At 49.3% G+C, this 24,505-nt stretch carries 18 protein-coding genes; 9 read left to right on the top strand and 9 right to left on the bottom strand.

What is annotated here, in order from left to right; all coding sequences use genetic code 11:
- Positions 1-155: 155 nt before the first annotated feature.
- Genes PPHA_RS06080 through PPHA_RS06070 form a run of 3 tightly spaced genes read right to left on the bottom strand, consistent with a single transcriptional unit; the run spans position 156 to position 6,143 of the window.
- Positions 156-1,394 carry a restriction endonuclease subunit S gene (locus PPHA_RS06080; RefSeq protein WP_012507983.1) on the bottom strand — a complete coding sequence of 413 codons (1,239 nt, stop codon included), beginning with the start codon at positions 1,392-1,394 and terminating at the stop codon, positions 156-158.
- Positions 1,387-3,021, bottom strand: coding sequence for an HsdM family class I SAM-dependent methyltransferase (locus tag PPHA_RS06075; protein WP_012507982.1), 1,635 nt, complete (start codon positions 3,019-3,021; stop codon positions 1,387-1,389). The genes PPHA_RS06080 and PPHA_RS06075 overlap by 8 nt, the downstream gene beginning before the upstream one ends.
- A complete protein-coding gene (locus tag PPHA_RS06070; RefSeq protein ID WP_012507981.1) occupies positions 3,015-6,143 on the bottom strand; it encodes a type I restriction endonuclease subunit R in 3,129 nt (1,042 codons plus the stop codon). The genes PPHA_RS06075 and PPHA_RS06070 overlap by 7 nt, the downstream gene beginning before the upstream one ends.
- A 248-nt stretch (positions 6,144-6,391) precedes the next feature.
- Between PPHA_RS06070 and PPHA_RS06065 the strand changes: the two genes are divergently transcribed.
- The 6 genes from PPHA_RS06065 to PPHA_RS06040 all read left to right on the top strand — a co-directional run bounded on the left by PPHA_RS06065 (position 6,392) and on the right by PPHA_RS06040 (position 13,053).
- A complete protein-coding gene (locus tag PPHA_RS06065) occupies positions 6,392-7,282 on the top strand; it encodes a cobalamin-binding protein (RefSeq protein ID WP_041526455.1) in 891 nt (296 codons plus the stop codon).
- A gap of 79 nt (positions 7,283-7,361) precedes the next feature.
- Positions 7,362-8,633, top strand: a complete 1,272-nt coding sequence (locus PPHA_RS06060) for an MFS transporter (protein WP_012507979.1) — start codon at positions 7,362-7,364, stop codon at positions 8,631-8,633.
- A 42-nt stretch (positions 8,634-8,675) separates the two neighbouring features.
- On the top strand, positions 8,676-9,710 hold the full coding sequence (locus PPHA_RS06055; protein ID WP_012507978.1) for a Gfo/Idh/MocA family protein: 1,035 nt from the start codon (positions 8,676-8,678) through the stop codon (positions 9,708-9,710).
- A gap of 25 nt (positions 9,711-9,735) precedes the next feature.
- Positions 9,736-11,175, top strand: coding sequence for a CCA tRNA nucleotidyltransferase (locus PPHA_RS06050; RefSeq protein WP_012507977.1), 1,440 nt, complete (start codon positions 9,736-9,738; stop codon positions 11,173-11,175).
- 88 nt (positions 11,176-11,263) lie between these two features.
- A complete protein-coding gene (gene purB / locus PPHA_RS06045) occupies positions 11,264-12,568 on the top strand; it encodes an adenylosuccinate lyase (protein ID WP_012507976.1) in 1,305 nt (434 codons plus the stop codon).
- 11 nt (positions 12,569-12,579) lie between these two features.
- The gene (locus PPHA_RS06040) at positions 12,580-13,053 is read left to right on the top strand and encodes a DoxX family membrane protein (protein ID WP_012507975.1); all 474 of its coding nucleotides are present in this window, start codon (positions 12,580-12,582) and stop codon (positions 13,051-13,053) included.
- On the opposite strand, the gene aroQ is transcribed toward PPHA_RS06040, so the two are convergent.
- The 5 genes from aroQ to PPHA_RS06015 are packed head-to-tail and all read right to left on the bottom strand — an operon-like array spanning position 13,036 to position 17,670.
- On the bottom strand, positions 13,036-13,488 hold the full coding sequence (aroQ, locus tag PPHA_RS06035; RefSeq protein ID WP_317623610.1) for a type II 3-dehydroquinate dehydratase: 453 nt from the start codon (positions 13,486-13,488) through the stop codon (positions 13,036-13,038). The genes PPHA_RS06040 and aroQ overlap by 18 nt on opposite strands.
- Before the next feature lie 60 nt (positions 13,489-13,548).
- On the bottom strand, positions 13,549-15,039 hold the full coding sequence (gene hslU, locus PPHA_RS06030; RefSeq protein WP_012507973.1) for an ATP-dependent protease ATPase subunit HslU: 1,491 nt from the start codon (positions 15,037-15,039) through the stop codon (positions 13,549-13,551).
- A 59-nt stretch (positions 15,040-15,098) separates the two neighbouring features.
- The gene (hslV, locus tag PPHA_RS06025; protein ID WP_012507972.1) at positions 15,099-15,647 is read right to left on the bottom strand and encodes an ATP-dependent protease subunit HslV; all 549 of its coding nucleotides are present in this window, start codon (positions 15,645-15,647) and stop codon (positions 15,099-15,101) included.
- 3 nt (positions 15,648-15,650) lie between these two features.
- Complete coding sequence (rpoN, locus tag PPHA_RS06020; RefSeq protein WP_012507971.1) at positions 15,651-17,099, bottom strand: RNA polymerase factor sigma-54; 1,449 nt, start codon at positions 17,097-17,099, stop codon at positions 15,651-15,653.
- Positions 17,092-17,670, bottom strand: a complete 579-nt coding sequence (locus PPHA_RS06015) for a DUF3109 family protein (RefSeq protein WP_012507970.1) — start codon at positions 17,668-17,670, stop codon at positions 17,092-17,094. Before PPHA_RS06015 ends, rpoN begins: the two co-directional genes overlap by 8 nt.
- Before the next feature lie 198 nt (positions 17,671-17,868).
- Here PPHA_RS06015 and folD point away from each other — a divergent pair, with 198 nt between their 5' ends.
- The 3 genes from folD to PPHA_RS06000 all read left to right on the top strand — a co-directional run bounded on the left by folD (position 17,869) and on the right by PPHA_RS06000 (position 20,573).
- Positions 17,869-18,756, top strand: coding sequence for a bifunctional methylenetetrahydrofolate dehydrogenase/methenyltetrahydrofolate cyclohydrolase FolD (folD, locus tag PPHA_RS06010; RefSeq protein ID WP_012507969.1), 888 nt, complete (start codon positions 17,869-17,871; stop codon positions 18,754-18,756).
- A gap of 6 nt (positions 18,757-18,762) precedes the next feature.
- Positions 18,763-20,136, top strand: a complete 1,374-nt coding sequence (gene radA / locus PPHA_RS06005; protein WP_012507968.1) for a DNA repair protein RadA — start codon at positions 18,763-18,765, stop codon at positions 20,134-20,136.
- Between the two features lie 95 nt (positions 20,137-20,231).
- Entirely contained in the window at positions 20,232-20,573 is a 342-nt protein-coding gene (locus tag PPHA_RS06000) for a phage holin family protein (RefSeq protein ID WP_041526454.1), read from the top strand.
- Positions 20,574-20,596: 23 nt separating this feature from the next.
- Here the strand turns inward: PPHA_RS06000 and PPHA_RS14555 are convergent, their stop codons facing one another.
- Positions 20,597-23,977 carry a GAF domain-containing protein gene (locus PPHA_RS14555; RefSeq protein ID WP_012507966.1) on the bottom strand — a complete coding sequence of 1,127 codons (3,381 nt, stop codon included), beginning with the start codon at positions 23,975-23,977 and terminating at the stop codon, positions 20,597-20,599.
- Positions 23,978-24,505 lie beyond the last annotated feature (528 nt).

The raw sequence follows: 24,505 nt of genomic DNA, 5'->3' as shown, positions 1-24,505 counted from the left end.
TTTCCTGACCTGGCTGTTCGGTTATCTTGTTGAGGAAGTCCTGAAGGTCGGCCTTCTTCGTGTACCATCTGCGAATAATCTTTTGGGGTGCTTCAGATTGTGGATTTCACAACATCCGTAGTGGACTATATTTACCGGTTCGTGTGCAGAGCTCTCTACACCACCGTGGCCTGGCCGTTCATCAGTATGGGCAGGAGCCAGTCGCGGAGCTGTGTGAGTTCCCTGTTTTGCTGGTGGTAATTCTTCATCTGCAAAAACAATGGGGCTGCGAGCCTTGTATATGCCTCTATTGTTGATTTGTCAGGAACCGCCAAGAGTGACTCATCAAGTACCCCTTTGTTAATGTGTGGCTGCTGCGCCCCGGTTCTCAGCACCATTAATCGCGGTATTTCGCGAACAAGGTAAGGGTAGATAAAGCAGTGTTTGAACATGCTGGTTTCGACAATGCCAACGACCGACTGATTCGTTGCGGCTTCAATTCCGAGTATGGATGCTCTAAGGTGTCGAACTATTGAGAGAATCACAGTACCCTGCGGGAGAAGTTTTGCAGGTGAGTTCTGCAACCCCAAGTATGAAATTCGTTCGTCAGGATCTACGACGAATGTGCCTGGATTCTCAGCAGAACTCAACCAATTAACTTCACACGGGGTCCAATATTCATCTTTATCTCTCGATGGAGTGCCGCCGAGATGCGTCGTGAACGTTTCACCAATTGTCGAGTAATGCCACCCGGCAGGGATTTGACGTTTCAGTGTGGGGTTGTAGACCATTTTGCCGCCGGAGGATTTGTAGGGGTGGCCGTTGTGGTCGGGAAAGTTGAACTGCACGAACCAGTAGTCGTAGAGGGTTTTGGCCATCGCCTCAAGTTCGGCGTTGATGCGGTTGTTGCATTCGATTTTGGCATCAAGGGCGGAGAGAACCTTTGCCCGGGCATTATAGTCACAAGGAAGATTTATGTACAGGTTTTCGACAGCTTCTTTTGTGAGCGCGTTTCGAGTCCCACCGACTCGACAAATCTGGAGAAGATGCGGTTTTAAGTAGTGTAAATAGTAGTTTACATACGGGGCACTTTTTCGGTCTTTGCATCTTATTATAGAGACATGCTGACTTACACGAGCAGGTAATATCGTAGTTGGAACAATGCAAGACCTTGCGATAGAATCTCCAGTGATATTGAGCAAAATATCATCGTTTTCTACTGTTACTCCTTTGAGTTTTTCTGCCTGCTGATCATTGATGAAAACCAAGCCTTTTTCAGAAAAACTCATATCAAGAATATTCTGACTTCGTACAAATGCAACACCCTGTTCAGAATAAACGTTATTCCCACCTCTGGGTGTTGCGCCACTGCCAATTTTGGATGTGATACTCCTCAGTTTCACAAACTTACTCATACCGCACCCCCTCCAACTGTTTCCTTATCTCCCGATCCAGCTCACCAGACTCCTTGAACAGTCTGTCCAGATTATCGGTAAACCCTTGCATCTTCATGCTGAACTCTTTCGGTGTCAGATCCGTATACTCGATCCGCACATCGAAGTACTGCCCGGCACTGAGCGAATAGTTCTTGGCGGCGATTTCGTCATAGTTGACCACAACGGAGAAATCTTCCTCAGCCTCTTTGGAGTTGAAGGTGGTGATGATCCAGTCTTCTTCGTCTTCGGAGAGCACGGTCTTCTGGTTCTTGCCCTCCTTGACTTTGGTGCCGAGGCTGGATGCGTCGATCAGCACCACATCATCCTTGTTGCCGTCATCAATGAAGAGTATGGAGACGTTGGTGCCAGTGGTGGCGAAGATGTTGCTCGGCATGGAGACTACCCCGGCCAGCATTTTGCCGTCAACCAGCCGCTCGCGGATTTTTCGGTCGATACCTGATTGGGCGGTGATAAAGCCGGTAGGGACGACTACCGCAGCCTTGCCTCCGGGTTTGAGCGAATAGATGATGTGTTGCAAAAAGAGCTGGTAGATGGCCATCTTGTCCGTTGCCTGTTTGGGGACATTCGGTATCCCGGCAAAGAAGCGTTCGTGTTGCTCCCTGGTGTCGAGCTCGTTTCGGAAATCACTGAAATCCATCTTGAAGGGTGGATTGGAGACGATATAGTCGAACTTTTTGAGCGCCTTGCCCTCTTTGTGGTAGGGGTGAAGCAGGGTGTTGCCCTGAATGATGTTGGGGATGGAGTGAACGAGGTTGTTCAAAATCAGGTTCAGGCGCAGCAAGCTTGAGGATTTCTGTGAAATGTCCTGTGAATAGATGGTGCAGCGCTGTTCGCCGATGGCGTGGGCGAGGTTCATAAGCAGGGTGCCCGAACCGGATGAGGGATCGTAGCAACTGGCGTTGGTTACTTTGCCCCGCTGTACTTCTGGCACCAGAATGGAGGCCATGATTTTAGCTACGGCATGAGGGGTATAGTACTCGGCGTACTTGCCGCCGCTGTCCTTGTTGTAATCCTTGATCAGGTACTCGAAAAGAGAGGCGTAGAAGTCGTACTTTTGGGTGAAGATGCGCTCGAAGCTGAAATCCACCAGGGTGTTGATGATGGCACGGCAAAAATCGTCGCGTTTGGATTCATCGGTGATGTATTCACTCAGCCGGTCAAAGAGGGTAACCTTGGCCCCACCATCGGTTTTGACGGCAAAGATATCGTTGTTGGTGATGGCGATGTCGCGCAGGGTATCGTCGAAGAGCTTGGCAAATTGTGGAGCGTTCTGATTCCTGAACAGATGGGCGATGAAATGATCCGGTTTCAGGCGAGCGGTATCGGGGCCCATCTGGAGTTGCAGCATTTCGAGTTCATCGGCAGTGAGCAGAGTTAAGGCCTGCTCCCAGCTTTCGCTTCCGGAAAGGCGGGAGTCGATTCTTTTGGCTTCAAAGGCGAATTTGTCGTTCAAAAATTTGTAGAGAAAAACCTGGGTGATGATCTTGAACTCGTTGCCATCGTTACCGAGGCCATACGATGCACAGATACTCTTGAGGTTGTCGATGAGTTGCCGGGTTCTTTTTTCGAAATCCTGTGTTACCACGCACTTGCTCCTTTTCTGTTGCCTGAGATAAATTCATTCATGTATTCGGTCACTACCAGCCGGTTGATTGTTCGGGAGACGTCCGGGTTGAGTTTTATTTTACGGCGGGCCTGAAATTCGCCAATGACCATCGGCATCATCATCCCCTCAAAGTAGCTTTCGTTTGCCAAAAGCTGGGTGTTCTGCAGCACCTGATCGTCGGCCTGCTGTTTGACGCCGGTTAATGCGTCGAAGATGCGACGCTCCGATGCGGTTAGCAAACCTCGCTCCAGCAGCCGTTTGTGAATGCGGGTATATTTCGGGTCGCCGTGATACTTTGCCCTGAGCTGGTTGTTCTTACGGTTCAGCTCCTTGACCTGCTCGTAGATCTGGTTGAGCGCACCGATATTGGCGTTCATCTCCTCCTGCGTCACCTCGTTGAGTTTCTTCTTTTTGAAGAGCCGCTCCAGCTCCTCCTTCAGGGTGATGAACCTGGGGTCTTGCTGGTCGAAGTTATCGATGAGGGCTTCGCGAGTCTTACGCAGGGTATTTTTCAGCTTGTCGGCCAACACCAGCTCCTCTTCCCGCACCTTGGTGAACATAAAGAGCACATCTTCCAGAGCGATATTGAGCAGATTGGTGGTATCGGCGTTTGATTCGATGCTCTCCTTCAGGTTCAACAGGTCGAGGTGGTTGCATGTTTCGCGGTAGAGCTGGTTGAGTTTCTGGAAATCGAGCTGCTGCAACAAACTGTAGTCGCCCTGCATCCGGATCAAATTATAGAGGCTGCGGGCATCGGCCAACGCTTTTTTGAGCGCCTGCAAGGTGGCACGATCCTGAATCTGGCTGATTTGCTGCGAGAAGTGCTCGGCGTTTTGAATGTCAAAGCGAAAGAGAATATCCTTGATCGCTTCGATCTCCCGGGTTATCTCTTCGGGGGACTTGAAAAGATTGGAATAGTGCTCAAGTTCGTCGCCAAGTTCGGCCTGCAGCTCTTCGAAATAGGCTTTATTGGTGGCATCGAACTCTTTACGGATATCGGCGAAATCAACCACATAACCGTAACGAAAATCGTTGTAAGTGCGATTGACCCGGGTGAGGGCCTGAAGCAGGTTATGTTTGCGGATTACCCGGCCCACATAGAGCTTTTTCAGCCTTTTGGCGTCAAAACCGGTGAGGAGCATGTTGTAGACCAGCAAGAGGTCGATCTTGCCGGCTTTGAACTCCTCCACCGATCTCTTGCGATCCTCCTTGCTGCCTTCATCATGCAGAATCAGGGCGCAGCGTTTCACCTTGTTTGCCTCGCTCTGCTGGTTTGCGTAAAAGAGCGTGGGGACAGCAACCATTGGCAGCTCTTCAAGCGAGTCTTCATCTTCAGTGGTGACTTTTTTGACGCTATTGGAAGCCTTACGGGAGTGGAAGATTTTGAACATTTCCCGGGCCTGTTTGGAACTGTCGCAGATGACCAATCCGCCGATGGTGGAGTCGTTCAGGGCGCCACGGCTATGCTCGAAATCGTCAAGGATGTAAGCGAGCATCGGTTCAACAAAACGGGGATGGGCGTAGAGTTCCTCTTTTTCGATATCCCCCTGCTGGAGTTCCACCGCTGCAAGGGCCGCCTGCAGTGAGAGTTTATAACTTGTGGCAATTTCCTCGCGGATCAGGCGCAGGGTATATCCATCGGCAATGGAGGCGTTATAGTAGTATTTGTGAATGTAGTCGCCGAAGAGTGCACGGGAGTTGTAGTCCTCCCCCAGAAGCGGTGTGCCGGTGAGACCAATCTTGATAGCATTCTGGTCTGACTGGCTGAGGTTGGCAAGAAAGCTGCCTGTCGGGTTATAGCTGCGGTGAACTTCGTCAAGAAAATAGATTCTCTGGATCGTGACATCGTAATCCTCGGCACGAACCACATCGGGATCATCCTCGAACTTCTGGATATTGACAACGGTAATCTCCGGCCTGCCGGAGTGATTGTGGAGTGCATTGTTGGCTTTGATATCGCGGGCAAAGTCCTCGCGAGTGCCGATGGTATGCACCGTCAGGCCGCGACTGGAAAACTCCCGTTGCGCCTGTATGAGCAGATCGAGACGATCAACAATGAAGTAGAACTTTGGAATGATGCCGCTACGTTGGAAATAGTCGGTCAAAAAGTGGACGTTGTAATAGGCCAGCGCGGTTTTTCCACTGCCCTGGGTATGCCAGATAATCCCTTTGCGAATGCCGGAGTCCAGCTTTTTTTCAATTGCTTTGGTGGCAAAGAGCTGCGGGTAACGCATCACGTGCTTCTGCTGGCCATCGGATTCGTTGACAAAGGCCAGTGCATATTGCAGAAGAAATGAGAGGCGTTCGCGGCTAAAGAGAGAGGTACAGAGGCGGTTGGTCGGCGTGCCGGGCGACTTGTTGCTGAGAAACTCCGGGCTGTGCTTGATGACGTTCAGATTGTTGTCGTGCAATACCTCGTTTTCGATCCTGTCATTCTCGTCGGCAAGAAGTTCGGAGAGGTTCAGCTCTTCTTCTTCACGAAAGTAGTTGAAAACAGGTGCGTCGTAGGATGGAGTGGCGTAGAAGGCTCCCTCAATGGGCTGCGGAGAACCATCTTCATACTCCATGTTGTTGGAGAACACCATCAGTTGTGTGATGTTGACAAAACGGTGGAAGCGGGAATTCCGGCAACGGGTGATGATACGGTTGCGCTCGGCCAGAATCCCTTCTCGATTGTTTGGCTTCTTGACTTCAATGAAGATCAGGGGCATACCGTTGACCAGCAGGGTGATATCAGGCCGAAATTCGTCATCACCGTTTTTGTAGGTCAGTTCAGTGACAACATGGAAGCTGTTGTTAGGGTTGTTAGGGAAATCGGTAAAGTCAATCAGCCGAATTCCGGAGCGTTCCGTGAGCCGTTCATAAAATGCCTTGCCGAGATCCTCATTGTCGAGCAAGAGCCGGACATCGGCCAGCAAGCGTTTGATGTCGTCGGCCTCAATACCGGGGTTGATCCGGACGATGGCGGCAGAGAAGAGTTCAGGGAAGATGTTGCTCTCTTTATCCCATTTGGCACTCCTGAGGGAGAGGTATTGGTAGCCAAGCCTGACCAGATGCAGAATGCAGGGTATTTTGACTCGTGAATCTTCACTGAAAATCATAGAGAGTACAATTTCTGGTCAACTGATGACGGTTAGCGTATGGCGGCGATACAATGCTTTGAGCTGCTTTTATTATACGTGCGTTTTCGGATTCAAAGGATTGAAATGTTGCTTTGCTTCATGGTGGTTTTTGGTAATTTTGTTCTTGCCATGATTTTATTTTACTATTGCCTGATAAGCATGAACAGGAATTTAACAGAATGTACCGGAAAGCCCTCGATATGAAAACCTGTAGATCATTCAACACTATGCGAAACAGCTTCCGCGCTAAAACCACCCTCTCTGTTTTTTGTTTGCTCTTCCTGCTTCTGGCCTCAGGATGTGCAAACAAACAGCATGAAAACAAATCGCCAACGGGCAAACCCCGAATCATCAGCCTTGCTCCAAGCCTGACGGAGATGATTTTTGCTATTGGCGCTGGCGATCAACTGGTGGGCAGAACCAGCGCCTGCGACTGGCCTGTTGCAGCATTACAGGTGCCTGTAGTGGGGGCTTTTGGACGCCCTTCGCTTGAGCTGCTTGCTTCGATCCATCCCGATCTGGTGGTTGATGTTGATCTGGCCGATGAGGAGATGGGGAAAAAAATATCGGCGCTTGGTATTCAGAGAGAGAATATCGCATGCAAAAGCCCGGATGATATTCCTGCCTCCCTCAGAAAACTGGGAAAATTGACCGGTCATACCAGAGAGGCCGACAGTCTGGCCCTCTCTATCAGCGAGGGTCTTGCGATGTTTAAAACAAAGGCAGAAAAGAGAGCCAAGAAAAAGAGTGTCTATCTTGAAATCTGGGATGATCCTTTCTGGACAGGCGGAAAAGGAAGTTATACCTCTGCACTTATTGCCTATGCCGGTGGCAGGAATATCGGAGATGTTGTGGATAAAGAGTATTTCGAAATATCGCAGGAGTGGGTAATCAAGAAGAGCCCGGAGGTGATTGCCTGCATGTACATGTCGAAAAATGTCTCTGCTGCCAGCAAGCTCATGGAGCGTCCCGGTTGGGGCTCTGTTGCTGCCGTACAACAGCGTCAGGTTTATGACCAGTTCGATAACAGCCTCTTTCTTCGCCCTGGCCCGAGGGTTCTTGAAGGGATAGCACAGTTACATCGAACGATTTATCCTGTTGAGAGAGCTGCTCCCTGATTTTTTGGCGCTCCCTGTCAGAGAATCGACGTTAATTTTTTTATCTTTGGGCCTTTGGCAGAACAAAACGAAATCATGCATGAAGCGCGCTCCCTTGGTCATTGTCCTCCTGACGGTTTTACTTGACCTTATCGGGTTCGGTATTGTGCTTCCACTGCTGCCGACCTATGCCAAGGATCTCGGTGCAAATCCTGCCATGATCGGGTTGATTGCTGCAATTTTCTCCATCATGCAGTTTATTTTTTCCCCTCTCTGGGGCAAGCTGAGCGACAAAATCGGTCGGCGACCGGTCATGTTGATCAGTATTTTTGTCACCGCTGTATCCTATCTTGTTTTATCACAGGCCAGCACCATTCCCCTCCTTATTTTTGCCCGTGGACTCTCGGGTATTGGGTCGGCCAATATTGCCACAGCTCAGGCCTATATCACTGATGTCACCGACAGTAAAAATCGTTCGGGAGCGATGGGCATGATCGGAGCCGCTTTCGGAATAGGCTTTATTATTGGCCCGCTGATTGGAGGTGTGCTCAAGCACTATTACGGTATTCCGATGGTCGGATATGTCTCTGCGGCACTGATCTCTCTCGACTTTATCCTTGCTATCTTTTTGCTTCCCGAGTCAAACAGGAATGCTCAGAAGATGGTGTTCGGCTTTCTGAAAAAGCGAACATCCGAGAGCGCACCCCGTCGATCGGTCTCTCTCTTTCTTGGTGAAAAAGCCACTGAGTATGTTGATGGACTGAAACTGACTTTCAGTTCACGCCCCCTTGCCCTGCTGATGATTGCAAACTACATCTATACCTTTGCCATTGTGAATATGCAGGTTGCATCCATTTTGCTCTGGAAGGAGTATTTCAGAGCTACTGACGAGCAGATCGGTTATATCTTTGCCTATGTCGGAGTGTGGTCTGTCATTGTGCAGGGTGGTCTTATCAGAAAGCTTATCAAGAAGCTGGGTGAGCACAAGCTTTTTCTCTGGGGCCATTTTTTCACCTTTATTGGTGTCTTTTTTGTACCGTTCGCACCTCAGAGTTCGCTCTTTTCAATCGGGCTGGTTATCCTCTTCTTTTTTGCTATCGGCACCAGTCTGGTTGCGCCTATCAACCTTTCCATGATTTCGCTCTACAGCTATAAACAGCAGCAGGGACAGATTCTTGGTCTTTCACAGTCAGTCAACTCTTTTGCCCGCATTATGGGGCCTTTCAGCGGCAGTATCCTTTATGGCATGAACTTTCATGCGCCCTATATTGTCGCCGGAATTCTGACTCTCGCTGGGGCAATCATTGCACTCAGCCTCTTCAAGTACAAAATTGAAGCCCTTGACCCTTCAACTGAAGCTAACAATGGCTGAAAGAGCTTATCCGGATATGTTATCAATGCAGGAGTACCTATTATGAAAATTGGCGTTATCGGAGTGGGCAAGCTGGGAGAGTTTCACACAAAGCTCCTCACGGAAATTGCACAGGAGCGGCCTGATGTCCATTGTGCAGGGCTCTTTGATCTCGACAGTAACCGGGCTGAAGAGATGGCCCGGAAATATGGTGTTACGCGTTTCAGCTCGCTTGAGCTTCTGGCTAACGCTTGTGATGCTGCCGTTATTGCAACCACCACAAGCTCCCACTATGAAATAGCCCGAACCCTGCTTGGCGAGAGGCTGCACCTGTTTATTGAAAAGCCCATAACGACGACAATTGAAGAGGCTGACGAACTGATTCGGCTTGAAGCAGAAAACGGGGTACGTATCCAGGTTGGTCATATTGAGCGCTTCAACCCGGCGCTGCGGGCGGTGGAATCCTCTATCGGGCGTCCCATCTATATCCAGGCTGAACGGCTGAGCGGGTTTTCGCGAAGGGTGACGGATGTTTCTGTGGTTCTTGACCTGATGATTCACGATATTGATCTGGTTCTCTCTCTTATACCTTCCGAGATCAAGCATATCGCCGCTTCGGGGGTGAAGGTCTTCTCCAATGAACTCGACATGGCAACGGCCAGAATTGATTTTGTCAACGGTGCAGCAGCAAATGTTACCGCAAGCAGACTCAGCCGCAACAGAATGCGCAAGCTCCGTTTTTTTTGCAATGACCCGAAAAGTTACGCCTCACTGGATCTGACGACCGGGAAATCGGAGGTATTCAGGCTGGTGAAACAGAGTGAGGCCTCCTCCAAAAACCCGCTCAAATCCTTTGCTGCGCGTAAAATACTTGAACAGTTCGGTGAAATTCAGGAGACCATGCAGGGGATGGTTCTGGACTATATCCACCCGGAAATTCCGAAAATAAATGCGTTGCGTGACGAACTTGAATATTTTATCAATACCGTCAGAAACAACACGCCAGCTCCGGTCAGCTCCTCTGACGGACGCCGGGCGATTATGGTTGCAGGCAAAATCGCTGACGAAATTGCCGCCAATGCAGCCTTACTTGAATAACTGACCCGTGCAAGGCAAACAGGCAATGACCACAGATTCACAAGCTCTCTTACCTGAGATACTCTATCGTATCGGCGACATGGCCGATGAAAACGGCATCGGCTGTTACCTTGTCGGCGGCTATGTTCGCGACATGATTATGCAGAGAGCCTGTACCGATATCGATATCATGGTGACCGGCGATCCTCTCCCTTTTGCAAAAGCGGTACGCGACAAGCTGAATGGCCGGAATTTTATCCTTTTTGAACGGTTCCGCACCGCTCAACTTGAGCTCTCCGACCCGATACAGGGTTCCTTCAAGGTTGAACTTGTCGGGGCTCGCAAAGAGTCCTATAATAACGACTCCAGAAAACCGGTGACGCTTATCGGAACACTTGACGACGATCTTTCACGACGGGATTTCACCATCAATGCTCTTGCCCTTGTACTGAACAGCAAAGAACGGAACCAGATCATCGACCGTTTTAACGGGGTTGCCGATATCGAGGCCCGCATTCTGAAAACACCGCTTGATCCTCTGCAGACCTTCTCCGATGACCCGCTGCGGATGATGCGGGCTGCCCGGTTTTCGGCTCAGCTTGATTTCAGACTGCTCCCTGATGTTGTTGAGGCTATGAAGGCTATGCATGAAAGAATCAGGATTGTTTCGATTGAGAGGGTTAGTCAGGAGTTTTTCAAAATCATGCTCTCCCCCCGCCCGTCAAGGGGACTCATTATCCTCTATGAAACCGGCCTGTTGCAGGAAATTTTACCGGAAGTTGCCTCTATGGCGGGTATTGAACAGGTTGATGGATTGGGGCACAAGGATACCCTTTTTCACACCTTCCAGGTTATCGACAATGTTGCTGCACATTCCGGCAATCTCTGGCTCAGAGTTGCTGCGCTTCTGCACGATATTGCCAAACCGGCGACAAAACGGTTCGCTAAACATGTTGGCTGGACATTCCATGGTCACGATGCCATAGGCCCGAAGATTGTGGCAAAAATATTCCGCCAGATGCGCTGGCCACTCGATCCGCTCGACTATGTCCAGAAGATGGTACGCCTCCATCATCGCCCGATTCCCCTGTCGAAAGAGGAGATTACCGATTCGGCCATTCGACGGCTGATGTTTGATGCGGGAGAGGATCTTCAGGATCTGATGCACCTCTGCCGGGCTGACGTCACCAGTAAAAATCCGAGAAAGGTGTCACGCATCATGAGCAACTTCAACCATGTTGAGGAAAAGATCTCTGAAGTTGGAGAAAAAGACCAGCTTGCCAAATGGCGCCCTCCGATAAGCGGTGAAGATATTATGGCAACGCTCGGGCTGACGGAAGGGAAAATGGTGGGGATGATCAAGAAAAGGATGGAAAATGCGGTCATTGACGGCCTGATTGCCTACGACCGCAATACCGCTCTTGATTATATACGAGTGATTTACCATGAATTGAGAGGAGAGACAAACGGGGGCGATAAACAATAAGAGGCCTTTTGCCGGAAGTGTGGCTTTTCAGGGCTTCGGTCACTATATTGCATCCATTTACGACAACATACTAAACTGAATCCAACAAGTGATACCACGTTATTCACCCAAAGACATTGCTGCCATCTGGACAGAAGAGGCAAAATTCCAACGCTGGCTCCAACTTGAAATTGCCGCTGTTGAAGCTCGCATGGAGGCGGGTTTGGTACCTGCAGAGGCGCTTGTGACCATCAAACAAAAAGCAGCCTTCAATGTTGCCGAAATTCTTGAGATCGAAAAAGAGACGAAACACGATGTCATTGCCTTTCTGACCAACGTAGCCAATAATGTCGGCCCCGATTCCCGTTACATTCATGAAGGGCTCACCTCTTCGGATGTGGGCGATACCAGCCTGGCCATGCAGATGCGTGATGCCGGAAAAATTCTTGTTGCCGATATTGAGCAACTTGTGACGGTTCTTGCCAAAAGGGCTGTTGAGTTTAAATACACCCTTGAAATGGGCAGAACCCATGGCATTCATGCCGAGCCGACCACCTTCGGTCTGAAACTGCTCTTGTGGCACCAGGAGATGCTCAGAAACCTCGAACGGATGAAAAAGGCCGTAACAACCATCTCCGTCGGTAAAATTTCAGGAGCGGTGGGCACCTATCAGCACCTTTCTCCCGATATTGAAGCCGCAGTATGCCGGAAACTGGATCTCGTACCCTCCTCGATATCGACACAGATTCTCCAGCGCGACCGACACGCTGAATTTGCCACAACACTTGCTATCATCGCCTCCTCTATCGAGAAATTCTCGGTTGAACTGCGCCATCTGCAGCGTACTGAAGTGCGTGAAGCGGAAGAGTTTTTCAGCGAGGGACAGAAAGGCAGCTCCGCCATGCCCCACAAACGTAACCCGATCACCTTTGAAAGGCTTACCGGACTTGCCCGCGTAGTTCGCTCGAACTCCCTGGCTGCCATGGAAAACGTGGCACTCTGGCATGAGCGCGATATTTCCCACTCATCGGTTGAGCGCATCATCATGCCCGACTCGACCACAGCGCTCTGCTACATGCTGCGCACCTTCAGCGAAGCCCTTGATACCCTGCTTGTTTACCCTGAGAGAATGGAGGAGAATTTTAACTCTTCATATGGACTCACCACCTCGCAGACCATCCTGCTCGCTCTTACAGCAAAAGGGCTGACCCGTGAAATCGCCTATAAACTGGTACAGCGAAACGCTATGAAGAGCTGGTCGACCAAGGTGCACCTGCGCGACCTGCTTTTGAAAGATGAGGAGTTACTGAAACAGATCACTCCGGCAGAAATTACCGAACTCTTCAGCTCCGAAAACATTTTGAAAAAGCTGAAAAGCAGTGTCGATATCATCTTTGAGCGCAACGGACTTTAACCATACATGAGATGAAACAGAATCCATTCAGAACGGTCGGGATTACCCTTTTTCTTGCTGGACGTTATCTCTTTGCCATCTTTTTTCTGTATGGGTTCTGGCATAAACTGGTTAAGGGGTGGTTATGGAGCGACAAGATGCATAACTTTTTTGTAGAGCGCCTCACCGCTCCCCCGCAACTGAACAACTTTCAGGCGCTCTACCTTGAACAGTTTGCCATTCCTGCTGCCATGCCAATCGCATGGATTGTCACCATAGGGGAGCTGATCATAGGAGTGTGCCTTGTTTTGGGGATTTCCGTCCGGGCAAATGCGGCTTTTGCGCTCTTCCTGGTGCTGAACTTCGCGGCAGGAGGGTTCTACAACCTCACTCTCCCACCCTTCATGATTTTTTCGGTGCTGATGATGATTTTCCCGTCAGGCCAATGGTTTGGACTCGACAAAACACTCCACCGTAAGTACCCGGATTCAATCTGGTTCAAGTGAGGTCATGCCGAGGAGAGCCCTGACACCAAGATGGTAGCTGTTTGCCCCGAAGCCGCTGATAACGCCAGCACAAACCTCGGAAATCACTGATTTGCGGCGAAACTCTTCACGGGCATAGATGTTGGAGAGGTGCACCTCAACAACAGGGATGGTTATGGCACTGATGGCATCACGCAGGGCGATAGAGTAGTGGGTCAGCGCTCCGGCATTGAGCACAACGCCCCGGTAACCACCCTTATCCTCACAGTTGAAGAGTTTTTCAAGCAGCGCTCCCTCTGATTCCGTCTGGAAGAAGTCAAAAGAGAGTTCCGGAAAACTTGCAGCCAGCTCACGATTGATATCGTCGAGTGTCTGACGACCGTAAACCTCCGGCTCTCGTTTTCCAAGCCGGGAGAGGTTCGGTCCATTGAGAACAAGTATCGTCATGGCGCTCATCATGATTGTTGCGGCCAGCCCTCTCTCCGGACTGGCTCAGTCAAGGTTTACAAAAAGCAGTTAGAGGATATACTGGCTCAGATCCCTGTCGGCAACCACATGGTTGAGTTTTTCCTTCACCATGGTTTCATCAATTTCCACCCGTTCATCGGAAAAATTCTCCGGGATATTGAACATCAGCTCTTCAAGAAGATTGGTCATAATCGTATGCAGGCGCCTTGCTCCGATATTTTCAACACTCTCATTGACTCTGGCCGCAATTCTGGCAATCTCCCGAATAGCGCCATCGCTGAAGGTCAGGTCAACCCCTTCGGTAGCAAGGAGAGCTGAGTACTGCTTGATAAGGGCGTTCTCAGGCTGCGTGAGAATGAGATAGAAGTCCTCTTCCGTGAGGCTTTTCAGCTCTACCCGGATCGGAAAGCGGCCCTGCAACTCGGGAATCAGATCGGAGGGCTTGGCAACATGGAATGCGCCGGAGGCAATAAAGAGTACGTGGTCAGTCTTGACCATGCCATGTTTGGTCGCAACATTGGAGCCCTCGACAATGGGCAGAAGATCACGCTGCACACCCTCCCTGCTGACATCAGGCCCTTTACTGCCCGACCCTGACGATGGGGTGGCTATTTTGTCGATTTCATCAATGAAGACAATTCCGGATTGTTCAACCTTGTTGATAGCCTCCTTGACAACACTGTCCATATCGATAAGCTTCTGTACCTCCTCCTGCTCAAGAATCTTGCGGGCTTCGGCAATCGAAACCCTTCTTTTCTTGCGTTTACGGGGCAGTCCGCTCATGAGATCCTGCATGATTCCGCCGATCTCTTCCATCTGGCCGAGGGGTCCAAAAACCTGCATCATCCCGCCAGGAGCATCACCGGTGATATCCATTTCAATCTGGCGATCTTCGAGCTTTCCGTTGCGGAGACGTTCAAGCATTTTGCGGCGGCTTCGCCGATTGACCTCAAGTGACTTGTCGTGCTCATCGGCGGCTGGTGACTCAGTCACTCCTTCCTCAGCCGAGCTCTCATCATCACTCTCCGCATTGCGTGAAGAGGCAACAGGAGGAAGGAGAATATCAAGCAGACGCTCTTCAACAAGCAGGACAGCCTTTTCACGAACCTCTTCCGAGCGTTCGCTTCTCACCATAGCTACCGATTGATCAACAAGGTCGCGGATCATTGACTCTACATCACGACCGACATAACCCACTTCAGTAAATTTCGAGGCCTCTACCTTGACAAAGGGAGCTCTTGCGAGTTTGGCAAGCCTGCGGGCAATTTCGGTTTTTCCAACACCCGTCGGGCCAATCATGATAATGTTGTTGGGCATGATCTCATCACGAAGATCATCGCTCACATGCTGACGACGAAGCCTGTTGCGGAGGGCTATGGCTACCGATTTTTTCGCATCTTTCTGTCCGATGATATATTTGTCAAGAAGCGAAACAATCTGGTTTGGCGTCAGATTACTTGCTGCAATAGAACTGCTCTTCCCTCTGTTTGCTTCAGATAATGCCAAAACAGATCCCTCACTGTTCGTAGTCGTTTCCATGCAATAAAATGTAGATTACAAAAAAAGCTTTGGGCCGGCAGCCCTGATAACACAGGGGCTCAGACCTCTTCGACAATAATATGATCGTTCGTATAAATACAGATATCAGCCGCTATCTTCAAACTTTCCAGGACGATCTCTTTGGCTGGAAGGCTTGAGTGTTTCATGAGCGAGCGTGCAGCAGCAAGGGCATACATACTGCCGCTTCCAATGGCTACAATACCATCTTCCGGCTCTATCACATCCCCGGTTCCGGAGATAATCAGCGCCTTGTCGTGACTGACAATTGCCAGCATGGCCTCAAGACGCCGGAGGTACTTGTCTGTTCTCCAGTCTCGGGCAAGTTCAACTGCCGCACGGTCAAGCTTTCCATTATAGGCCTCAAGCTTTTCTTCAAAACGGTCAAGCAAGGTCACGGCATCCGCCGTCGCTCCCGCAAAACCGGCAACAAGCTTTCCGTGATAGAGTCTCCTGATTTTCCGCGTCGAGTGTTTGATGACCGTATTTCCAAGCGTCATCTGTCCATCGCTTCCGAGCGCAGCCTTGCCGTCCCTTATTACACCGATAACCGTCGTTGAACGGATCACTGGCCTTTGGTTATTCTTCATCTATCAAAATATTTTTTTTCTTAATCTTGCAACTGGAATCTGCATTTGTTCCCGATATTTTGCAACCGTTCTTCTTGCAATATGTATTCCACATTTCATAAGCATCTCCGTTATACTCTCATCACTCAGGGGATTTGCGGAATCCTCCCCGCTGATCATATCAGCAATTTGCTGACGAATAACCTTGCTTGACAGATCTTCACCCTCCCCGGTCGAAAGTCCTGTGCTGAAAAAATATTTCAGCTCAAAAACGCCAAAGCGGGTCTGTACATATTTTCCATTGACGGCCCGACTGATCGTCGATATATCAAGATCGGTATCGGCAGCAATAGTTTTCATGCCAAGTGGCACCACACGTTCGGGGCCAAAAACAAAAAAGCCATATTGCCGTTTCATCAACGCTTCAATCACCTTCAGCAGCGTCTGGCGCCTGGTCTCAATGGCGCTTGTAAACTCATTGGCCCGCAGAATATTTTTCCGTATAAACTGCTTTTCTTCTTTTGGAGCTTTCCTGTTTTTCAGAAGTTCCTGATAACGGTCGGTAACCTTGACAGAAAGTGCGCTTCTGTCATTGAGCACTGCAATCAATGCACCATTCTCATAGCTCACAAGAAAGTCCGGCGTAATATATCCACCCTCATCCTGAAAAATGCCGGGATGAGGATCAAGCCGGATGATGGCCGAAACAGCCGCTTCAACGCCCTCTTTTGTCTCAGCAAGTTTTTTCAGCAACAGTTCAAAGCGCCTGTGCAGAAAATCATCAAAATGATCACGAAGAATCCGTGTCGCAACCTCATACGTCTTTGATGGATAACGCTCCGAACCGGCCTGCAGTTGAACAAGAAACCGCTCACGCAAATCTTTGACGGCAATACCAGGAGGATCAAGAAAATGAATTTTGCGCACAACTTCCTCGACTTCCCTCTGGCTGATATCAAGGCCATCAAAGTGCAGACTGTCAACAATCACTCCATAGTCCTCGCCAAAATAACCGTCGCCGTCAAGATTACCAAGAATCTCGGCCGCAATCCTTGCCTCCCGCTCCCCGACCTCTTCATGTAATGTTAACTGCCGGAGCAGGGTATCATGGAAACTGTCATGCTGAACGGCCTGAAAGAACCTCTCCTTTGAGCCGCCTTCATAGGTGAAGTTGAGCCTTCCTTCAGAATCTTCGACAGAAAATGGCGCATCGGAGCGCTCCTTGAGTGCACTTTTACTGAAGCGTTCAACCGCATCGAACATATCGTCACCATTCGACCCGTCACTGCCTGCAACGACTTCACCGACACTCTCCTTACTTTCTTCAACTACTTCAAGTAACGGATTTTCCTGTAACTCCTCATAAATACGCTGTTCAAGGTTGAGCATCGGAAGCTGAAGGAGCTGACTGCTTAAAATCTGCTGTGCAGAGAGCTGTAATGATTGTCTTTGTTGAAGCCGGATATCAGCCATGACGCAGAGTGGAAGAATCGACAAATGCTTTCAGGCTCACGATCCAGTCTCTACCATACAATGATTCAAGAGCAAGCTGAACATAATCAATAAGTTGTTCGTTGGACTCACTACCCGCTTTCCGGGCGGAGCGACACATGGAGTGCTGCTCATAGACAAGATAGTCCAAACCAAACTTTTTTCTTACCCTTATCGGAAACAATCGACAGGATAACGGTTTGTCAAAGCCGATAATGCCTTCTCGAAATGCGTTTTCAATGGCGCAAAAGGTTATCCCGTCACGCACAAAGGCAAAAACGCATTCACGATTATCAATGGTGCGGCTGTAGTGCCTTCCCTGATAGAGTTCAACCGGACCATGCCTTCGGATATACTTTACACTTTTTTCAGGGAGCATCCGCAGCAACTCTTCCGGTGATTGGCGCAACTGGATTGCTTCGGCCTCGGATAACGGGGCGCCAAGTTCCCCCTCTACACAACACTTGCCCTTGCACTCCTGAAGATCGCATGAAAAAAAAGCCTTCAAAACATCCTTGTCAACAAGAACATCACCTATAGAAACCAGCGACATAACGAACCATCCTCATGATAATTTGACAACAGTACAACACTTCTGTTCATAAAAAAAACGACACTTCTGCCTCTGACAAGCAACTCATTGCTTTTCATATTTGCTGCTTCGATGAATTTTTCATAGCTATATGCAGCTCTCCGCTGAGAGCCTGAAGATCACCCCGGAAAGGAACATATAAAACAAAGCCATATCACCATGCTCATTATCGACGGAAAAAAGGTCTCGCTTGACCTGAAAAACGAACTGAAAGCCAGTGTTGACAACTTCCGATCCATCACAGGCAAAGTCCCGGGACTGACGGTTATCATTGTCGGCCAGGATCCGGCATCGCAGGTTTATGTACGCAATAAAGCCAAAACATGCAAAGAGATTGGCATGATTTCCACGGTGATTGAAATGGCCGATGACACCACTGAAAAACATCTGATTGAGACTATTCACAAACTGAACAACGACCCGACGGTACACGGTATTCTTGTCCAGCAACCGCTTCCGAAACAGATTGATGAATTTGCCGTCACCCTTGCCATTGATCCATCAAAAGATGTCGATGGATTTCATCCCGAAAATCTTGGTCGTCTTGTGATGGGGCATCTCGACAAATGTTTTGTCAGTTGCACCCCTTATGGCATTCTTGAACTTCTCGGACGCTATAACATTGAAACGAGGGGTAAACATTGTGTTGTTGTCGGACGCAGCAATATTGTCGGCAAACCTATGGCGAACCTGATGCTGCAGAAGCTCGATGCCACCAACTGCACCGTTACCATCTGCCACTCCGCCACGAAAAATATACCATTCTACACCCTGCAGGCCGACATCCTCATCGCGGCTATTGGCAAGGCAGGATTCATTACTGCTGATATGGTAAAACCCGGAGCCGTGGTCATTGATGTCGGCATCAACCGCATTGAGGATCCATCGACGAAAAGCGGCTACCGTCTCGTCGGGGATGTCGATTTCGAAGCTGTTTCAACCGTTGCTTCAGCCATGACCCCCGTTCCCGGAGGAGTCGGTCCCATGACCATTGCCATGCTGCTGAAAAACACGCTTCAGTCATTCCAGCGCATTAACAATCTGTAGAGCAGAATGGCCAGATCTTCTACCAGATACATCTGCTCTAACTGCGGGGCCATCTCCCTGAAATATCAGGGGAAATGTTTTGAATGCCAGAGTTGGGGGACACTTCAGGAGAGCCGTGTCGAGCCCGAACAGAAAAAACAGAGGGATGGTTCAACAAGAGGAGTTGCCGTTATGGAGAACCTGCATGACTCTGTGCCCTCGGAATTTCAGCGAGTCATGACTGGCATTGGAGAGCTCGACCGGGTACTCGGAGGAGGACTTATGCAGGGATCTGCTGTTCTGGTGGGAGGAGAACCCGGTATTGGTAAATCTACCCTCATGCTCCAGCTTGCTCCCCGCCTCGCACCGGCCAAGGTGCTCTATATCTCCGGTGAAGAGTCGCCGAACCAGATCCGCGAACGGGCACAGCGCCTCTCCATTAAGGCTCCTAACCTCTGGCTGATACCGGAAGTGAACCTTGAGAGCATCCTTGCAATCATTGCACACGAGAAACCGGCACTGGTCATTATTGATTCCATTCAGACAGTCCATTCTGATGAATACCAGAGTTCTGCCGGTACCATTACCCAGATCAGGGAGTGTGCTGCCACGCTCATCAGGGCGGCCAAGCAGCAAAATGTGATTTTGATGATTATCGGCCATATCACCAAGGAGGGTGCGCTTGCCGGACCCAAAGCCCTTGAGCATATGGTCGATACCGTCCTGCAGTTTGAAGGTGAAGGGTACCAGCGCTACCGCATTATCCGCTCAGTCAAGAACCGCTTCGGTTCCACCAATGAAATCGGTGTCTTCCGTATGGATGAGAGTGGCCTTGAAGAGGTCAGTAATCCGTCGGAATTCTTTATCTCCGGACGCAGAACCGATGTGCCCGGAAATTCAATCCTGGCTGCTATCGAAGGAACAAGAGCACTTCTGGTTGAGGTTCAGGCGCTGGTCTCGAAGACCAACTACTCCATGCCTCAGCGTATCAGCACAGGATTCGACCTGAAACGCATGTCGATTATCCTTGCTGTGCTTGAAAACAGGCTTCGCATCGAAACCTGGGGACAGGATGTCTTCGTAAAAATTGCCGGCGGCCTGAAACTGGCTGAACCCGCAGCAGACCTTGCCATTGCTGCTGCCATTGCTTCAGGGCTGATGAACCGTCCGGTCGATCCGGCAACGGTCTGCTGCGGAGAAATCGGTCTTGCAGGTGAACTGAGGGCTATCAGCGACAGCGAACGGCGCATAAGGGAGGCGGCCCATCTTGGCTTCAAGCAAATTGTGCTGCCCGAAGCCAATACCCGCGAACTGAAACCATCACTGAAAAATCTCCCCATCATCATCACGGGATGCAAAACACTCCAGAACGCACTTGATGAGCTTAATGTGACTGGATAAGGGAGTGCGACAAGGAAGTGCGACAAGGGATAGTTGGCTGAATTGGTTACATTTTGCTGTACTGTTTCTGGAATAAAAAAATCAAAGTGGGAGCGATGATGCATATCCTGATCCAATGGCTGATCAATGCCTGCGCGGTTTATGCCACTGCGCATATCCTCGACGGAATTCATATAAAAAGTTTTGGCGCTGCAATTCTTGTTGCTTTGGTGCTCGGCCTCATCAACGCTGTTGTACGGCCTGTGCTGCTCTTTTTTTCAATACCATTTATCATTGTAACGCTGGGGCTCTTTCTGCTGGTCATCAACGCCTTTCTTCTGCAGTTTGCGGCCTCACTTGTCGGGGGATTCTCCATCGACAACTTTGGATGGGCTATAGCAGGCTCGATCGTCATCAGTGCAATTTCCTGGATACTCAGCTCTCTTTTCGATCTCTGAATAAATTACAACTACCTTACAGATCATGGGTTTGCATGATTGAGCAAATTATGCACCATCGTGGTCAGTAATTTCAGGGAGAAGGGCTTCTGAATAAAGTTAACCCTTTCGACAAGCATCTCGTGCCGGGAAATCACATCACTTGAATAACCGGACATAAAGAGCGTTTTAAGGTCCGGAATGATCGACTGAAGCTCTTTGGCAAGGTCACAACCGTTCATGTCAGGCATAACAACATCGGTCAGAAGCATATCAACCTCTCCGTTGTATTGCCGGGCAAGCCGGATTGCTTCACGAGGGGTCTCAGCCGAAAGCGTAGTGTATCCAGCCTCTTCAAGTGCCGCCCGACAAAGGATGAGAATATCGTGTTCGTTTTCCACAAGGAGTATCGTTCCTTTACCCTGTTTGCCTTCTGGCGGAGCCGGTTCATCCTCTTCGATATCGCCATAACCTTCCTGGTATCGGGGAAGGTGAATTTTAAAAGTACTCCCCTTTCCCGGTTCGCTCTTGTAGTCGAGGCAACCATTGTTTTGTTTGACAATGCCATAGACTGTTGAAAGTCCCAAACCAGTCCCTTTTCCCGGCTCCTTGGTGGTAAAAAAGGGCTCAAAAATATGGGGAAGATGCTCTTTTTCAATACCACAACCGTTATCACGAACCGAAAGTGTTACGTAATCACCGACTATTTTACAGGGATGCAAGGGTGGAACAAGAGTTTTTTTCTCACAGAGCCTGCCGATTTGAATAGTAATTTTACCTATTCCGGCAATTGCATCGCGGGCATTGATGCAGAGATTGACAAGAATCTGATCAATCTGTGATGGATCGACTTTTACCAGACAACGATGGGTATCAGGAATCCAGACAATGGTGATATTTTCACCAATCAGCCGTCGCAGAACCGAAAGCATGGTTTCAACCATCGTATTCAGTTCGAGAACCAATGGCATTACCGGTTGCTTTCGGGCAAACGCGAGGAGTTGACGCGTCAAATGCGCAGATCGTGTAGCGGCATTGAGTATGTTTTTCAGATTGAATGGTAATGGCTCTTCATAAGCAGCCTCCTGATCCATAGCCATCTCTATATTGCCGATAATCACAGCAAGCATGTTATTGAAATCATGAGCGATACCTCCGGCAAGCTGTCCGACGAGCTCCATTTTCTGAAGCTGGGTAAGGGCTGACTGCATCTCCTGTTGCGCCTGCTCGGCAAGCTTGCGAGAAACGATATCCCATGCACTATCTGCTATGGTACGTACCAAATGAATATCGTCATCAATGTAGGCCTCTGGCTTGTTTCCAACCCAAAAAAAGCCCACAATCTTCTCTCCCTGAAGTACAGGAACGACCAATGTTCGCTTTATTTCAGGATGGCTGCCCGGCAAGTTATTCTGACGCTCATCTCTTTTGTATTCGTTGGTAATCACGGCGCTCTGCCCATGCAGAACATCAGCCCACAACTCCTCTCCTTTCACATATGGATGCGTGAACTGTTGCACTCCCCCCTGCATATTCTTGTATACATTGGTCGAACAAACCTGCAGGGATGTCGCATCATTCTCCCCGAAAAAGTGATAAAACCCAATTTTGCTCCCTGTACCTCTTTCAGCTTCGTCCAGAGTCAATCTCAGCAGCTCCTCAACCGAGTGAGACTCTGCCATCTGGAGCAGACGTTGACGGAAGAGAATGAGTGATTCATGGCGCAGGCGCACAGTAACATCGTGAACAACGGAATAGAGAAGCATTTTTCCCTGAATTTCAACGGGAGCGCTGAAAACTTCCACATCGCGAACAGAGCCATCAGAGCGGCAATGACGGAAATGAAAAGGATTACTCTCCTCATTACAGCCTCCTTCCATTTCCGACGTAACCTCTTGCGGCGTCGAAACAGTTATCTGGCTGATTTTTTTTCGGCAGAGTTCATTCAACTCCCAGCCATAAAAGCTGATGGCTGCCGGATTGGCGTCAACAATCATACCATTCTCCGGATCACTGATCAACATCACGGTATGGTAATTCTGAAACAGGCTCCGGTAGCGGGCTTCACTCTGACGCAGTGCCTCCTCTGCCGCCTCTTGTGCCCTGCGGGTTCGCAACATTGAAATTCCATAGGCAAGATTGTCGGCCAGAGCTGTGAGCAGCGTCATCTCGCCGGCATTAAAGGCATCCGGAACGATGGAATAGATCGCCAATGCCCCAAACGTTTTATTGTCGGATTTCAGAGGCAAACTCAAAACCGAAGCATAACCACGAGCCATCGCCTCAATACGCCAGGGAAGAAATTGCTGATCTGACAGCACATTGCAGACAGAACAGGGCTGGCCCGTACGGATTGTTGTTCCCACAGGCCCTCGACCACGTTCGACATCTGCCCAGGAGATCATCAGCATATCCAGATAACCCTCTTCAAAGCCTGCCTGAGCAACCGGACGTACGCTTTTTGACGGATCATCTTCAGCATAGCCAACCCACGCCATCCGATAACCGCCAATCTCAACAACGATACGACAGATTGCACTCAACAATTCTGTTTCATCATGGGCGTGAAGAAGTACCTGATTACAATTGCTGATCGCAAGAAGTGAACGGTTCAGATTCTGAAGTTCGCTCTCCGCCTTTTTGCGTTCAGTAATGTCGATTCCCATACCAATGAGAAACGGGGTTCCATTGAGTACTATTTTTTTTGCCGTCATCAGAAACCAGACAATTTCAGGCCCTCCTTGACGCAATGCCCTTATTTCAGCACGTTCCTCAACCCCATCAATCAAAACGTTCTGCATTTTACTCTGAATAGTCAGCCAATCATCCGGATGGATACTCTCCAGCGCATTGATGCCAGCCATCTCACTTTCAGATTTACCCATAATGTCATCCCGCAGATAGGCATTCCATCCGGAAAGTCGGACTTCTGTATCAAGCAGATAAAAGATACCAGGGATGACATCAATGACTGCTTTTCTGAACGCCTGCTCATTCTCCCCTGCCAGCTCAGATCGTTTCAGATCCGTTATATCCTGTGCGACAATGAACATGTTCTGGATGTCACCTGCCAGAGAGCGGAGAGGATAAATGGTATGGCGATAACTGCGCCCATCATGTTCATCTTCAAAGGTAAGCTGCCTTCCAGTGCAGATAACTTCCTCAAGTTTATGTCTGCGTAGTTCAGCAGTCTCAGGAATCAGGAGATCATGAGAAAGCAAATCGAAAACATTGAGACCCAGACACTCTTCCGGACGCCTGCGGAATCTGGCAGCAAAGCGTATATTTGACGAAACAATTAAACCGTTCTTGTCAATAAGAAGACAGATGTCGGGAAAAATATCAAGCAAACTCAAGTCAATGTTCCCATGCACCATGCTGGCATGAGCTTCGTCTGCGTTTTTATCGTATTTGTCTTGCAACATGGATACTTTATTTTCGTTCCATAAATTCGGAAAGCAGGCAACCCGTAAGGAGAGACAACCCGGTAATCAGTTGCTCCGGATATGCATTTTTTACACTATGGGCAATCCAGATCAGGTATGCTTGACTCAGGCTGGAGATGTATGTGTTGCGAAACCTTGATGGTAAATAGCGATGCTCTACACAACAGGCATTACGTCTGTGGCATGTATCCGGTCGTGCGCAATCGAACACTATGCCAATTTTACCAGGATGACTGCTCCAGGAGAATCGGCTGCTTGCTGTCGACAATTTTATACCCGCCATCACAGAACGAAACTAATGGTTAATCGCAGTACACACGGGATAAAAAAGGAACAGCTTCGGTTATTCCGTCTATCTTCGGCAAGAATTCAGCTCTTTACGCCTGTGTAATCTACGGTTAAATCATCAAAACTGAAAAACATTTCGCTTTTCCAATTGTATCTCCAACCGCACGTTCCTGGTCGTTTCAAGGAAAAATGAGTTCCAATGATACCTCTTCATAATAA

The sequence above is a fragment of the Pelodictyon phaeoclathratiforme BU-1 genome (assembly GCF_000020645.1).
In the GTDB taxonomy this organism is placed as follows: domain Bacteria; phylum Bacteroidota; class Chlorobiia; order Chlorobiales; family Chlorobiaceae; genus Chlorobium; species Chlorobium phaeoclathratiforme.
This window is presented reverse-complemented; position numbering and strand designations above follow the sequence as displayed.